The sequence below is a fragment of the Actinocrinis sp. genome, from assembly GCF_035605935.1.
Taxonomy (GTDB): Bacteria; Actinomycetota; Actinomycetes; order Streptomycetales; family Catenulisporaceae; genus Actinocrinis.
In genome coordinates this window covers 19,493-32,720 of record NZ_DATNGK010000004.1, presented here as the reverse complement: position 1 = coordinate 32,720, position 13,228 = coordinate 19,493, and the positions used below count along the sequence as shown (strand labels likewise).

General features: G+C 69.1%; 15 protein-coding genes. 7 read left to right on the top strand and 8 right to left on the bottom strand.

What is annotated here, in order from left to right; all coding sequences use genetic code 11:
- Positions 1-428 (bottom strand): O-methyltransferase (locus tag VN779_RS00435; RefSeq protein ID WP_325718993.1); only part of this gene is annotated, 428 nt, incomplete at its 3' end.
- An 84-nt stretch (positions 429-512) separates the two neighbouring features.
- A complete protein-coding gene (locus tag VN779_RS00430; protein ID WP_325718991.1) occupies positions 513-887 on the bottom strand; it encodes a cupin domain-containing protein in 375 nt (124 codons plus the stop codon).
- A 115-nt stretch (positions 888-1,002) separates the two neighbouring features.
- Here VN779_RS00430 and VN779_RS00425 point away from each other — a divergent pair, with 115 nt between their 5' ends.
- From VN779_RS00425 to VN779_RS00415, 3 genes are all read left to right on the top strand, one after another.
- The gene (locus VN779_RS00425) at positions 1,003-1,515 is read left to right on the top strand and encodes a MarR family winged helix-turn-helix transcriptional regulator (RefSeq protein WP_325718989.1); all 513 of its coding nucleotides are present in this window, start codon (positions 1,003-1,005) and stop codon (positions 1,513-1,515) included.
- A 78-nt stretch (positions 1,516-1,593) separates the two neighbouring features.
- On the top strand, positions 1,594-2,517 hold the full coding sequence (locus tag VN779_RS00420) for an NAD(P)-dependent oxidoreductase (protein WP_325718987.1): 924 nt from the start codon (positions 1,594-1,596) through the stop codon (positions 2,515-2,517).
- Between the two features lie 30 nt (positions 2,518-2,547).
- Positions 2,548-3,522, top strand: coding sequence for an aldo/keto reductase (locus tag VN779_RS00415; RefSeq protein ID WP_349260570.1), 975 nt, complete (start codon positions 2,548-2,550; stop codon positions 3,520-3,522).
- 54 nt (positions 3,523-3,576) lie between these two features.
- Here the strand turns inward: VN779_RS00415 and VN779_RS00410 are convergent, their stop codons facing one another.
- A complete protein-coding gene (locus VN779_RS00410) occupies positions 3,577-4,422 on the bottom strand; it encodes a hypothetical protein (protein ID WP_325718984.1) in 846 nt (281 codons plus the stop codon).
- A gap of 289 nt (positions 4,423-4,711) precedes the next feature.
- Here VN779_RS00410 and VN779_RS00405 point away from each other — a divergent pair, with 289 nt between their 5' ends.
- Entirely contained in the window at positions 4,712-6,268 is a 1,557-nt protein-coding gene (locus VN779_RS00405; RefSeq protein WP_349260569.1) for an alpha-amylase family glycosyl hydrolase, read from the top strand.
- A 67-nt stretch (positions 6,269-6,335) separates the two neighbouring features.
- Here VN779_RS00405 and VN779_RS00400 read toward each other — a convergent pair whose 3' ends face one another.
- Entirely contained in the window at positions 6,336-7,520 is a 1,185-nt protein-coding gene (locus VN779_RS00400; RefSeq protein ID WP_325718981.1) for a serpin family protein, read from the bottom strand.
- Between the two features lie 166 nt (positions 7,521-7,686).
- Here VN779_RS00400 and VN779_RS00395 point away from each other — a divergent pair, with 166 nt between their 5' ends.
- Positions 7,687-8,553: a TIGR02452 family protein gene (locus VN779_RS00395; RefSeq protein WP_325718980.1), complete on the top strand. Its 867-nt coding sequence runs from the start codon at positions 7,687-7,689 to the stop codon at positions 8,551-8,553.
- Between the two features lie 33 nt (positions 8,554-8,586).
- Here the strand turns inward: VN779_RS00395 and VN779_RS00390 are convergent, their stop codons facing one another.
- From VN779_RS00390 to VN779_RS00380, 3 genes are all read right to left on the bottom strand, one after another.
- Positions 8,587-9,243 (bottom strand): pentapeptide repeat-containing protein, encoded by a 657-nt coding sequence (locus VN779_RS00390; protein WP_325718979.1) that lies wholly within the window; start codon positions 9,241-9,243, stop codon positions 8,587-8,589.
- The gene (locus VN779_RS00385) at positions 9,240-10,052 is read right to left on the bottom strand and encodes an N-formylglutamate amidohydrolase (protein ID WP_325718977.1); all 813 of its coding nucleotides are present in this window, start codon (positions 10,050-10,052) and stop codon (positions 9,240-9,242) included. Before VN779_RS00385 ends, VN779_RS00390 begins: the two co-directional genes overlap by 4 nt.
- A gap of 71 nt (positions 10,053-10,123) precedes the next feature.
- Positions 10,124-10,543, bottom strand: coding sequence for a DUF3052 family protein (locus VN779_RS00380; protein WP_325718975.1), 420 nt, complete (start codon positions 10,541-10,543; stop codon positions 10,124-10,126).
- 486 nt (positions 10,544-11,029) lie between these two features.
- On the opposite strand from VN779_RS00380, the gene VN779_RS00375 reads away from it, so the two are divergent.
- Entirely contained in the window at positions 11,030-11,629 is a 600-nt protein-coding gene (locus VN779_RS00375; RefSeq protein ID WP_325718973.1) for a hypothetical protein, read from the top strand.
- 50 nt (positions 11,630-11,679) lie between these two features.
- Positions 11,680-12,324: a class I SAM-dependent methyltransferase gene (locus VN779_RS00370; RefSeq protein ID WP_325718971.1), complete on the top strand. Its 645-nt coding sequence runs from the start codon at positions 11,680-11,682 to the stop codon at positions 12,322-12,324.
- Here the strand turns inward: VN779_RS00370 and VN779_RS00365 are convergent.
- A complete protein-coding gene (locus VN779_RS00365; RefSeq protein ID WP_325718969.1) occupies positions 12,293-13,204 on the bottom strand; it encodes an alpha/beta hydrolase in 912 nt (303 codons plus the stop codon). The genes VN779_RS00370 and VN779_RS00365 overlap by 32 nt on opposite strands.
- Positions 13,205-13,228: the final 24 nt, after the last annotated feature.

Below are 13,228 nucleotides of genomic sequence, written 5' to 3'. Positions count from 1 at the left end.
GGCTTGTCGGCGTCGATGAACACGAAGTCGAACGGCTCCGGCTGCTCCTGCGCCAGGGCCGCCAGGCTGTCCACCGCGCGCCCGACCCGCACCTGGGCCTTCTCGTCGAGACCGGCCGACTTCAGGTTCGCCCTGGCCACCTCGGCATGGTGCGGATCGAGCTCGAGCGTGATCAGAGTGCCGTCCTGCGGCAGCGCCCTGGCCAGCCAGATCGTCGAGTACCCGCCGAGCGTGCCGACCTCCAGGATCCGGCGGGCGCCGTGCAGCCGCGCGATCATGTGCAGCAGCCTGCCCTGGTTCGGGGCGACCGCGATGTCCGGCAGCCCCTCCTGCGCGCTCAGCGCCCGAGCGGCATCGAGCACCGGATCGGCCGGCAACAACGCGTTGTTGAAATAGTCATCGACCGCTGTCCACGTCTGCTGATTCATGGAATCTCGCACCTGCTCCCGTCGCGGTGGCCGTGATCGTCCCCTTCGGTTGACGATATCCGATACTCGTCCGGCCCGAACCTGTCAGGCGGCCCAGGGCGGGCTCATCCGGGTGCCGTCGCCGAGCTCCGCTTCGAGCCCGACGCTGGTGCTCACCCATAAGGCGGCCGGTCCAGGGCCGAGATTGTCGAGCCGCAGCGACGTACCGGCCGGCACGACCGCGACATCGTCAGGGCCGAGCACGTGCGCCTCCTCATCGAGCGTGAGCTGTATCCGCCCTTCGATGACTGCGAACACTTCCTCGCAGGAGACGCGGTGCGGCAAGCCGGTCACCTCTTCGGGGATCTCGGTACGCCACAAGCACAGCTCCTTACTGCCCGTCGCTGACGAGGCGAAAGACCTGAACCGGGCGCCGTGGATCTCATAGAGGACGGCATCGGCTGAACGTATGACAGGCATGGCTGAACCCTTCAAGACGAGGACTGCGGGAGTGGCCACTGCACAAACGATAGACAAGTGGCTTGACTAAATGGTCAAGCCACTTGTCTTCTTTGTCAAGTGGCAGGATGGACGCATGCGCGATGGCGAGATGCAGCGGGCGGCGGAACGACGGCCACGAGCCGCGGCGGCGAACCAGGCCGCCCAAGCGGACAACCTCGCGCTCGCGACGCTGCTGCTCTCGGCAGCCACCACGCTGGTCGACGGCATCCACGGCGCGGTCATGGCGGCCGGCTTCGACGACCTGCGCCCGACCCACGGCTTCGCCTTCGTGCGCATTTCCCGGGGCGACGCCACCGTCGGCGACGTGGCCGAACACCTCGGCGTGACCAAGCAGGCGGCCAGTCAGCTCGTCGACGAACTCGACCGGAAGGGCTACGTCACCCGGCGACCGCACCCCACCGACGCCCGCGCCCGGCTGCTCGCGCTCACCCCGCGCGGCTGGGCCTGCACGCGCGCGGCCGATCGGGCGATGGCCGATCTGATGGAGGGCTGGGCGGCCGTCCTCGGCGGCAAACGCGTCGCGGCGCTGCGCGCGGACCTGGCCCGCGTCGTCCCGGTCGGCCCCCTGCGGCCCGCGGCTTGGTAGGTTGGCTGCGAAGATCTTCCCGCGCGGGCGAACCGGCCGCGCGGTCTGATAACAGGGCCCGAGCATCAACGGTGCGCAATGAGCAGGGCGGTGGTGGACATGACCGACGGCGCGGCAGGACGAGTCGCGGTAACCGGAGGTAGCGGAAAGCTCGGCCGCGCGGTGGTCGCCGAACTGCTCGACCACGGCTGGGAGGTGCACAACCTCGACCAGGCGCCGCCGCCGGGTCATGTTCGCGCCCACTCGGCCTACACCCGCATCGACCTGACCGATTACGGCCAGGTCGTTGAGGCGCTGACCGGCATCGACGACCGGCACCGCGGCCTTGACGCCGTAGTGCACCTGGCCGCGGTGCCCGGCCCAGGCGTAGCCGGCAATGCCGCGACGTTCTCCAACAACATCCGCTGCTCGTACAACGTGTTCGCGGCGGCGCGCCTGGCCGGCATCCGCAACGTGGTGTGGGCCTCCAGCGAGACCGTACTCGGCCTGCCGTTCGAGACCCCGCCGCCGTACGTGCCCGTCGACGAGGAATACGCGGCGCGCCCGGAGACCTCGTATTCGCTGGCCAAGCACCTCGACGAGCAGATGGCCGCGCAGTTCGCCCGCTGGGACCCGCAGCTGAAGATCATCGGCCTGCGGTTCTCCAACGTGATGGAGCCGCACGACTACGCGGCCTTCCCCGCCTTCGACGCCGACCCGTCGCTGCGCAAGTGGAATCTGTGGTCGTACATCGACGCCCGCGACGGCGCCCAGGCGGTCCGCCGGGCGCTGGCTTATCCGAACCCTGGCTTCGAGGTCTTCATCATCGCCAACGCCGACACCGTCATGGCGACCCGCACCAGCGCCAGCCTCGCCGCCGAGGTGTACCCGGATGTGCCGGTACTGCGCGACCTCGGCGAGCACGAGACGTTGCTCTCGATCGAAAAGGCCCGCCGCGTCCTCGGCTACGACCCGCGGCACAGCTGGCGTGACGAGGTCCACGGCCGGACGCAGCAGGCATAGCACGCGTAGCAGGGGAGTAAGAGGATGGACATGCAGTACATAAAGCTCGGCTCGACCGGCCTGGACGTATCGCGGCTGTGCCTGGGCTGCATGAGCTTCGGTGACAAGGCCCGCGGCGGCCATCAGTGGGTGCTCGACGAGGACACCTCGCGCCAGTTCATCAAGAGCGCGCTCGAGGCCGGGATCAACTTCTTCGACACCGCCAACAGCTATTCCGGCGGCAGCAGCGAGGAGATCACCGGTCGGGCGCTGCGCGACTTCGCCCGCCGCGACGAGATCGTGCTGGCCACGAAGGTCTACTTCCCGGCCCGCCGCGGCCCCAACATCGGCGGGCTTTCCCGCAAGGCGATCTTCACCGAGATCGACAACAGCCTGCGCCGCCTCGGCACCGACTACGTGGACCTGTACCAGATCCACCGCTGGGACCCGGCCACGCCGATCGAGGAGACCCTCGAGGCGCTGCACGACGTGGTCAAGGCCGGAAAGGCGCGCTATCTCGGTGCCTCCTCGATGTTCGCCTGGCAGTTCACGAAGGCGCTCTACACGGCCCGCGCGAACGGCTGGACCGCGTTCGCGACCATGCAGAACCACTACAACCTGCTCTACCGGGAGGAAGAGCGCGAGATGCTGCCGCTGTGCGCGGACCAGGGCATCGGCGTGATCCCGTGGAGCCCCCTGGCGCGCGGCCGGCTGACCCGCGACTGGGACGAGTCAAGCGAGCGGGGCGTGAGCGACCGGTTCGCCAGCAACCTGTATCACGAGGGCGACCGGCGCATCGTCGAGGCCGTCGCCGCGATCGCGGAGCGCCGCGGCCTCTCGCGGGCACAGGTCGCGCTCGCGTGGCTCTCCCGCAATCCGGTGGTGACCGCGCCGATCATCGGGGCCACCAAGCCGCAGCATCTGGACGACGCGCTCGCCTCGCTGTCGGTGGAGCTCACGGACGAGGAAGTCGCCGAGTTGGAGGCGCCGTACGAGCCGCACGAGATCTCGGGTATTTCGGTCTGACGACTCTTAGCAGGATGCTGGTGCAGCCCGGCGCGACGGCCGCGCCGGATCAGCTCACGACGCGCCCGGGTTCGGCGACGCGCTCGTGGCGGCGGTCGCGGTGGCCGAGCCGCCGGGCGGCAGCGTGTGCTGGTACACCAGCACGGCGAGGTTCGTCAGGACATTGAACGCGCCGGTGCCGGACGCCTGGCTCAGCGGGATCGTGATGACGAACGTGCGATTGCCGTCGGCCATCAGCAGTTCGGTGACACCACCCGCGCCGGAGGCGGCCGCTGTTGCGGACGTGCTCGCGGCGGGGGAGGGGGACGCCGGGGTGCCGGAACCGGCGCTCGCCGTGACCGATGGCGAGTTCGCGGGCGTGGCGGCGGGCTCGACCAGAATCGTGGCCGGATGGCCGTTCACCACGGCTGGATGCGCGACGGCCCCTTTCGCGACGGTGCTGTGCACGTCGTCCGCGACTCGCTCGATCGCCCGGCTTGCCTGGTCGTAGGTGATCACCGAGACGGTCACAACCGGCTGGCCCTCGTTGCCTGACTGATCGACGGAGATACCGAAGCCGCAGGTGACGCGCCCGGTCCGGCCGATCGTCGGCAGCGGCGCGTAGTTGCCGTAGGAGGTGTCGCCGACTTGCGGTGAGCCGAAGGCGCTCGTCAAATCCTGGTCGCTGAGGATCGACGAGCAGGTCTTCGGCAGCGCGGAGGCCGGCTCGATCGGTCCGGAAAATGGATTAACCGTCGCCACGGCGGTCGGCGAAGCGGCGGCCGCTGACTTGGTTGAGGCCACGTGCTGCGGGGTTCCGCCGGTCGAACACGCCGTCAGGGCGCCGAGCAGGCCGAGCGCGCAGACGATCGCCGCGACGTGGGAGAGCGGCTCGGTGCGGCGCGCGAGCGGCGAAGTCATGGCGCACACCGTAGTGGTCCGCGCGTTGGCGCGCAGCCCTCCCGTCGCGTTCGCCCGACCGCCCGCGGCGTGAGTGCGCCGATTGCTCCCTGCCTGGCGGAGCCCGGCAGATAATGAGTAAGTGGACAACGACACCTTCGGGAATGACACGACAGACCGCGGAATCCACGACAACGACGCTCAACCCGATGACTTCGACGGCGCGCAGAGCGATTCCGGCGCCCGCCCCGCCGTCCCGTATCCGGCCGCGCAAGCTGCTCGTAAGTTGCCCGGATGGCTCGCCGACGCGGTGATCTACCAGATCTACCCGCAGAGTTTCGCCGATTCCAACGGCGACGGAATCGGCGACCTGGACGGGATCACCGAACGCCTCGACTACCTCGAGTGGCTGGGCGTCAACACCGTGTGGCTCAACCCCTGCTTCGTCTCCGAGTTCGGCGACGCGGGCTACGACGTCGCCGATTATCTGGCCATCGCACCGCGCTACGGCAGCAATGCGGACTTCGAGCGACTCGTCGAGGCCGCCAGGTCCCGCGGCATCCGGATCATGCTCGACCTGGTCGCCGGGCACACTTCGCACCTGCACCCCTGGTTCAAGCAGTCCGCCGACGATCCGTCAGACGATCGGTTCATCTGGTCAGACGCGGTCCACGCCCCGGTGCGCAACTGGATCCCCTCTCCGGGCCGCCGACCCGGCTACTACCTCGCCAACTTCTATCCGATCCAGCCCGCGCTCAACTACGGCTACGCACGCCTCGACCCGGCCGAACCCTGGCGCCAGCCGGTGGACGCCGCGGGGCCGCGGGCCAACCGCGCCGCGCTGCGCGAGATCATGGCGTACTGGTTCGACCGCGGCGTCTGCGGCTTCCGCGTCGACATGGCGTACTCGCTGGTCAAGGATGATCCGGACCGTTCAGCCACCGCCGCGCTGTGGGGCGAGATGCGCGCGTGGATCGACCGCGAATACCCGGACCGGGCGCTGCTTTCCGAGTGGGGCGACCCGAAGACCTCCGTGCCGGCCGGAATCCACGTGGACTTCTTCCTGCACTTCACCGGGCGCGCGCTGCGCTCGCTCTGGGACAACGCGCAGGGCAGCCACTCGGCGCAATGGGGCACCGACCCGTGCTACTTCGCCCCCGAAGGAGAGGGTTCGATGAAGGAGTTCCTCACTGCCTGGCGCGAAGCGGAAGGCGCGATCAACGGCTCTGGCTACATCGCGTTGCCGACCGCGAACCACGACTTCTCGCGCCTGGCCTGCGGAACCCGTACCCGTGAGATGACCGCGCCGGCCTTCGCGTTCTTGCTGACCTGGCCCACGCTGCCGGTCGTCTACTTCGGCGACGAGATCGGCATGCGGTACGTGCCCGGCGTACCGGACAAGGAGGGCAGCCAACTCGACGATCAAACGCGTCAGGGCTCGCGCACGCCGATGCAGTGGGACGGCACGGCGAACGCCGGATTCTCGGCAGCCGCGCCGGAGAAGCTGTACCTGCCGATCGACCCGGACGAGGACCGGCCAACCGTCGCGGCCCAGCGCGAGGACCAGGAATCGCTGCTGAACCAAGTCAGAAGGCTAATCGCGCTGCGGGCGGCGCACCCGGCCCTCGGCTCCGGCGGCACGGTGGAGGTCCTGAACACCGGATACCCGTTCGTGTACACGCGCGGCGGCAACCACCTGATCGTGACGAACCCGAGGCGCGAACCGGCCAGACTCGACATCTCCGGCCTCGCGCTCGCCGGGCAGTCGGCGCCGCGGCTGCGCTCGCTGGCGGGCCACGGCGTGCACATCGCGGGCCGAGAAGTCGAAGCGGACGGATTCTCGTACGGCGTGTTCGAGATCGGATGACGTGGGAGGGTCCTGTGTCCTGTCCAGCTGAAGGGACACAGGACTCGTACTTGCTCGAACGCTGGCGCTACCGCGGGTAGTTCTCCGGTTCCTCGACCCACCCGCAGACCAGAACCAGCCCCGTTGAGCGATCCACGGCGACAAAGCCGAAGGGGCGATCGAACGAGGCGGTCAGCTGCTTGGCGGTGCCCCTCGGCATGGCGGCGCCTGCCATCATCGCCATCGCGGTGACGGCCGCGGCGACGAAACCCTCGGCGGAAAAGCTCGCCGTCGCGTCCTGCGCTGCTGCCTGGACGCACAGCGGCACCTCGCTGCTGATGCCGGGGAAATGGCCGGTCGAGCGGTCAGACGCGGCGGCTAAGCCGAAGAGTTCGGCGTGCGCGAGCAGATCGTGCCTGCCGCGGACGGTGAACGCCACGGTTTCCAGGCGCGCTGTGGGCGCCGAGCTGAAGGCTGGGATCTCCCGCACGGTGAGGCCGGGACCTGGCTGCGGCTGATCGAGGTCGACCGCTTCGATAGATGCTTCGGCAGCGGGTCCGCAGGCGCGCACTGCCGCCGCCAGCACAGTGCCCGACGATGCGTCCGGAGCACCGAGCGCGAGCACCACGTCGATCTCATCACCGCCGCGCACAGTCGCGAGAGTGACCGGCCCGTCGTCGGTTGCCGTGATGCTCAGATCGCGGACAGACGCCGTCCGGGAGAGCCCCAGCAGGTCACGTCCTGCCCAGCGGCCGCGGACCTTCCACGACTTCGGCTCGAATCGCTGTTCCCATTGCGTCCGCACGGTCAGCGCACTCGCGAGCACGAGCAGCGTTTCCTCGTCGACCTGAATCGGCATGCGCCGCAGCAGCCCATCGGTTTCCTTCTCGACCCAGGCATCGAGCGCCGCCTGCGCGCGTGCCGGGACCAGGTCGAGCACGCCGTGGGCGACTCGCGGCAGCCGCGCCACCCACTGCGGGTTGACCGGCAGCGAGGCCGCAGTCCACAAACCCAACGCGGTGTGCACCGCAGGGTTTTGTTCGATCGCGTCGAGCAGACGCCTCGCCGCGTCGGGTCCTTCGGCCGCGGGGAAGCCGACCGCTCGCGCCAGTTCCTCGCGCGCGGCGCCACTCGCCGGGTCGGCGATCGCGGCCAGCAGCGGCCAGACCCCCAGCCCGGACAGGACGGTGCCGCGACCGTCACAGGTTTCCGCCCAGCGCGCGGTCAGCCGGTTCGCTGCGGACACCGCCGCCGAGATCGCTTTGTTGCGCACTTTGCCACCCGCCGGCTCGTAGGAATCAAGGCCCGTCTGCTCACATCGTAGGTAGGCGTGCCGTTTCGCGGGCGAGTCCATGATTTCTACGATCGGGTGGCGGTCGAACTGTCAGCTGGATTATCGTCATACTGACGCTAATCCAGATCGTGAGGAGCAAGCAGTAATGAGCGCGCAGCTCAGGCAGGTCGCCGCGGAGAATCAGGCAATCGTAGCCGCGGGCCGCTACAAGACACCGGACGGCGAGGAAATCGAGGTTGCCTCGATGCTGGCGGCGGCCGTCGCAGGGACCCGGTCCTACGGAAGCGCCGAATTGACAGGCCCATCGAACCGAGAAGGAACACTCGCTGCGGCTGGGGCGCACGCGGTCCGCGACAACGGGTTCAAAACGGCGATGGAGGTGACCGGCGAGGACACCATCACGGCCGCACGACGTCTTGTGGCGGCGCCCGGCGGCCGCGTCGCGGTGCTCAACTTCGCGTCCGCTCGTCATCCGGGCGGCGGGTACCTCAGCGGGGCGAAGGCGCAGGAGGAGGACATCTGCCGCAAGACCCTGCTTTACCCTTGCCTGCTCGCCGCGCCTGACTACTACGCGGACCACGAGAAGGCGCGCGATCCCTTCTACAGCCATCGCTTGGTCTACTCGCCCGGCGTTCCCGTGATCCGCGATGTTCACAACCGGTTGACGGCCCCGGTGATCACCATCGACGTGATCACCTGCGCGGCGCCCAACGCCGGTGTCCTCGAGCGCTACCGGCCCGAACAGGTCGGCCGCATCCCTGAGCAGCTGACCGAACGATCCGGAGCTGTTCTCGAGGCGGCAACGCGACACGGCGCACGTCGGCTCGTGCTCGGCGCGTGGGGCTGTGGCGTCTTCCACAACGATCCACGGCACGTTGCCGCCGCCTTCAACGCGCACCTGACCGGCGACGGCGCCTACCGCGACGTCTTCGAGCACATAACCTTTGCCGTGCTCGACCGCTCGGTGCGGCAGCAGAACCTGGGCGCTTTCCGCGACGCCTTCGAGGGCTGAGCGCTTGCCGGCGATCGAACGTCGGACGCTGCTTCAGAAGTCCGCGACCGTGATGCCGAGGGACTGCGCGAGAGCCGGGGCGAGGTCGACCAGTTGTCCGCTGTCGATAATCGCTCCGCGCAGCGCGTCGTGGCCGGCCGTGATGCCCAGCTGTGCTCCGCGCAGGTCCAGGTGCTCGCAGGTCACCTTGGTGAGGTCCGCGTCCACCAGCCGCGAGTTCGGGAACGACACCCGCGTGAGCGAAGCCCCGCCGAAGTCCACGTCGCGCAGCAGGCAGTTGTCGAAGGTCACGTCGAAAAGCTTCGCGGCGCGCAGATTCAGCGAGTCGAACTTGCAGCGTTCGAACACGACCCGCCGCAGTTGCGCCTCGTACGCCTGCACTCCGGCGATGCTGACCGCGACGAAGGAGGAGTCCGTCCACTCGGTCTGCGCCAGGTCCGTGGAGATCAGCCGCGAGTCGTGGAACCACACGTCGCTGAACCGGGCGCCGCGCAGCCTGCCGCCGTCGAACTGCACCGACTCGAACGCGCAGTCCATGAACCGGCCGCCGCCGACGGCGACCTCGTCGAAGACCGCGCCGTCGAAGTGCACTGCGTCGTAGTCGTCCTCGCCGCCGCGGCCCAGCTCGCCCTCGAACGGTTGCAGGGTGTCGGCGAACGGCAGATCGGCTAATCGTTGAGGTGCGGTCACCGGTGCTCCGATCGGGGAAGTCTCTGGTCGCAAAGGTCGATGAGACGGGCCAGCGCGACGGTGAGCCGACGTAGACCCTCAGTCGGCGGCCCGGCCGGCTCGGTCAGGTAGGTGTCGCGGCGGACCTCGACCATGATGGCTGACACCGCCGGCTGCGTGTTGTAGTGACGCAGCGGCACATAGCAGCCCGCGAACGGCGTGTTGAGTTCAATATCGCCGCAGGACTCGAATGCGGCGCGCGCCGCGCCCAGCAGCCAATCCGGGGTGTGAAAGGCGTCGGTGCCCAGGCAGATCGCCGGACGTGACCCATCCGCGTGCAGCTCATAGGACAACGGCTTGCTCGGATAGGAGTGCACGTCGAGGATCACCGCGTGGCCGGTGGCGTCGAGTCGGGCGTCGATGAACTCCGTCATCGCCTGGGCGTACGGGTGGAAGTACTCGTCGAGCAGGCGGCGTTCTTGCTCCGCGTCCTCGAGCCGAAGCGGCTCACCGTGCGAGGTCTTGGTGTAGACCGCGCCCATGCCCGCGGCGCGCATCTCCTCGCGTTCGTCCGGGAATCGCTCCGGGTCGATCACCAGGCGCGAGGCCCGGTTCTCGAATATCCATGGCCGCAGGGCCGCCGTCTGCGCCGCGGCGGCCGCGATCGCGCCGGTGTGAGTGTCGGTCATCCGATCCAGCTCGGCCTCGAGTTCGGCATCGTCGAGCAGCATCCCTGCGCGTGCGATTGCCGGGATGTGCCGAGAGCCGTGCGGAACGTGCAGCACGACACTGCTGCGTTCCGAGCCGGCGGTCAGGTGGTGTGCGGACATCAGGAGCACGCTAGCGGAACACACTGACACCGGCCGGAAGCAACGCCCCAGCGTTACTGCTCAGGCAGCCGTCACCGGTTGCGCAATTCCCTGCGCAATACGAGCCGCAGGCCCGTCCAGGTCTCATCGATCGCGCACACCTTGTTATCGACGAGACCCAGCGGCAGCGCGACCTCGCGCACCGTGTCCTCGGTAACCTCGGTCGGTATCTTGGCGGCCTTCTTCGGCCAGGCGATCCACAGGCCGCCCGCGACGGCGAGCACGGGCTGCACTTGCGCGACGTGGCGCACCAGATCGTCGCGCTTGGTCGTGAAACAGACCACGACGTCGAAGGGGCCGCCGTCCAGGGACGTGCGCACGTCCGTCTCATCCGGCAGCGGTGCCAAAAGTTCCGGCAGCGTGGGCGGTGCGTCGAGCAGCGCGATGACGTGCCCCGACTTGATCCCCAGCTTGCGCGCCAGCGGCGTCGCGGAATATCCGGCCATGCGCATCAGGATCGGGCCTCACGCCGAGCCGCGCCACTCGCCCTCCCGGCTCGCCGGCCGAGCCGCCGTCAGGTCGGCCCCGCTCGATCACTTCGGTGCGCTCGGCCGCCGCTGGTACACCGGCCCAATTGTTTCAAGTTTGATGCTCGCCGTCGGCTCGCGTTGAATTGACGCCGGAATATCCGCCTGGGTAACGTGAGCGTCGTGAATAGCGGTACTCAGATCCTCTTCGCTTGCGCCTATCGGGACCTCGTCCGATACGCCAGCGCCATCTGTACCGTCTGACGTCGGCCTTACCGCCTGACGTCGACTCGGTCAGGCACGCCGACCCCGCGGCCCCGCCGCGTCGCACACCCTCCGTGAACCCGTAGTAACTCTTTCCAGCGCGCCCCGAATCAGGACGCGTCTATTTGCCGTACCGCCGCGAATACGCCGAACCGCCCCGCGCCGATTTCGCCATGCCTTTTTCATGAATATGGAAGGTGAGCCAGCATGACCGCGAATCCGTCTGATTCCGCCCTGCTCCCGGTCGTTCCGCAGCGCGCGCCGAGCCCGCAACCGGCGGCGCCGACGTTGCCGCCGCAGCCCGCGCCCGCGGTCTGCGCCGAGCTCACCTTGACGCAACTGCTCGCCCGTGCGACCAGGCTGGCTGCCGAGCCCGGCCTTCTCGACCGCCTCGTCACCGAGCCCGACCAGCGCACGTGGCTGCCGCTCGACGCCGGACCCGGCACGCGCGCCTGGCTGATCGCGTGGCCGCCAGGCACCGGCACCGGCTGGCACGACCACGGCGGCGCCTTCGGTGCGATGGTCGCGCTCGCCGGTGAACTGACCGAGCGCTCGATCGAAATCCCGGCCGATCACGTCTACGGCCAGGCGATCGCGCTGCCCGGCGGCGTGGGCTCGGTGCGGCCGCTGCGCGCCGAGAACGGGCGCGCGTTCGGCGGCCGGCACATCCACGAGGTGGTCAACGAGAGCACGCAGATCGCGTACTCGGTGCACGTGTACGCCCCCGACCTGGATCTGATGCGCCATTACGCGGTGAGCGGCGAGAGTCTCGTGCTCGTCGGCATGGAGACGGACCGCGACTGGTAGCGCGGAAGTCGGTAAGGCATAGTCACCGGCAGCGCGCCTAGACTGGCGCGGTGAATGAGGCGGCAACGACTCAGGCGGCGTACAGCTCGATCGCCGGTCACTACGCGCGCAAATGGGGCCAAGCGCCATCCTGGCTCGCCGAGGAAGCCGACCGGCTCGCGGGGCTGCTCGGCGAGGGTGCGCGCGTCGCGGACATCGGCTGCGGTCCTGGCCACCACACCCAGATGCTGCGTGAGCGCGGGCTACAGGCGACGGGGTTCGATCTGTCGGCCGAGATGCTGTCCGCGCTCGGAACGCCGGGACTCGTGCGCGCCGACATGCTGGCGCTGCCGATCGCCGACGGCGCACTCGCTGGAATCTGGTGTTCGGCGGCCTTGCTGCACATACCCCGGTCCATGGTCCCGGCCGCGCTCGCCGAGTTCGCCAGGGTGCTGCGCTCCGGAGGCGAACTCGTGCTCGCGGTCGCCGAAGGAGTAGGCGAACGCTGGGAAACCGTGCCTTACGACGTCCCGGGGCAGGACGAACTACGGCGCTACTACGTGCTGCACAGTTTCGACGAGTTGAGCGCTCAAATCGAAGCGGCCGGCTTCGATGTGTACGACCACTGGCGGCGCGAAACGCACCGCCGGTGGCTCCACATCCGGGCCCGCAAGCAGGCCGTACCTACGCCGCCGCGGCGAATGCGTCCTTCATAAACGGGATCACGGCGTCCGCTGTCTCGCGCGGGAACTCGGTGTGCGGGTAGTGGCCCGAGCCTTCGACCATGTGCACCCGGCCGTTGCGGACGAGTCCCGCCACGAGCGCGCCCTCGGCCGCCGGGTCCTTGAAGTCGGGGTCACTGCTGCCCATCACCACCAGCACCGGGCAGCCGACCTGCGGCGCGGCGGACTCGCCTGGTGCCTGATCCGAGGCCAGCATTCCGCGCAGCGCCGCCATCCGGCCCGGCTCGCGCAGATTCGCCGCCAGCGCCTTGCGCGCCTCGGCGAAGTCGGCCGGCTTGCGGGTCTTGAACAGCGTGGACCAGTAACCGATCCAGGCCGCGGGGACCCGGCCCATCGCGACCATCGCGACCCGAACCGGAGCGGACATCGGCGGCTGGAGCCGGGCGAAGGGTGAGGTCAGCACGAGCGCCGCGAACAGCTCCGGCGCCTCGGCCGCGGCCAGGAAGGACGGCCCGCCGGTGTAGGAGTTGCTGAGCAGCACGACTGGGCCGGCGTCTAGATGCCGCGCCAGCGCGACGATGTCGGCGGCGATCGCCGGCGTCGAGTAATCGCTCCACCCGACGGTGGACTCGCCTTGGCCGCGCAGGTCCATCGTCACCACCCGGTAGCCCGCCTCGGCCAGCAGCGGCCGCAGATGGCGGAAGGAGGCGCGGTGGTCGCCGAGGCCGGGCGTGCAGATCACGACCGGACGACGCGTTGCCGGCTGATCCGCAGCTGCCGGGTCGCCGCCGAGGTCCACCGCGCTGCCATCTGCGTCAGTCGCCTCCGCTGCGGTCAGGTCCGCGGTGTCGTCATAGGCGATTCGGCCGCCGTCGATCTCCAGGAATCGGGTGGTCAAGCGCTGCGCGGTCATCCCGGCCTCCTTAAGCTGTGCTCG

Bases quoted from the DNA above. Each gene is read 5' to 3' on its own strand.
- VN779_RS00415 (WP_349260570.1), top strand. From the start codon at position 2,548: ATGCAGTACATAAAGCTCGGCTCGACCGGCCTGGACGTATCGCGGCTG.
- VN779_RS00425 (WP_325718989.1), top strand. From the start codon at position 1,003: ATGCGCGATGGCGAGATGCAGCGGGCGGCGGAACGACGGCCACGAGCC.
- VN779_RS00430 (WP_325718991.1), bottom strand. From the start codon at position 887: ATGCCTGTCATACGTTCAGCCGATGCCGTCCTCTATGAGATCCACGGC.
- VN779_RS00375 (WP_325718973.1), top strand. From the start codon at position 11,030: ATGACCGCGAATCCGTCTGATTCCGCCCTGCTCCCGGTCGTTCCGCAG.
- VN779_RS00385 (WP_325718977.1), bottom strand. From the start codon at position 10,052: ATGTCCGCACACCACCTGACCGCCGGCTCGGAACGCAGCAGTGTCGTG.
- VN779_RS00395 (WP_325718980.1), top strand. From the start codon at position 7,687: ATGAGCGCGCAGCTCAGGCAGGTCGCCGCGGAGAATCAGGCAATCGTA.
- VN779_RS00380 (WP_325718975.1), bottom strand. From the start codon at position 10,543: ATGCGCATGGCCGGATATTCCGCGACGCCGCTGGCGCGCAAGCTGGGG.
- VN779_RS00420 (WP_325718987.1), top strand. From the start codon at position 1,594: ATGAGCAGGGCGGTGGTGGACATGACCGACGGCGCGGCAGGACGAGTC.
- VN779_RS00365 (WP_325718969.1), bottom strand. From the start codon at position 13,204: ATGACCGCGCAGCGCTTGACCACCCGATTCCTGGAGATCGACGGCGGC.
- VN779_RS00410 (WP_325718984.1), bottom strand. From the start codon at position 4,422: ATGACTTCGCCGCTCGCGCGCCGCACCGAGCCGCTCTCCCACGTCGCG.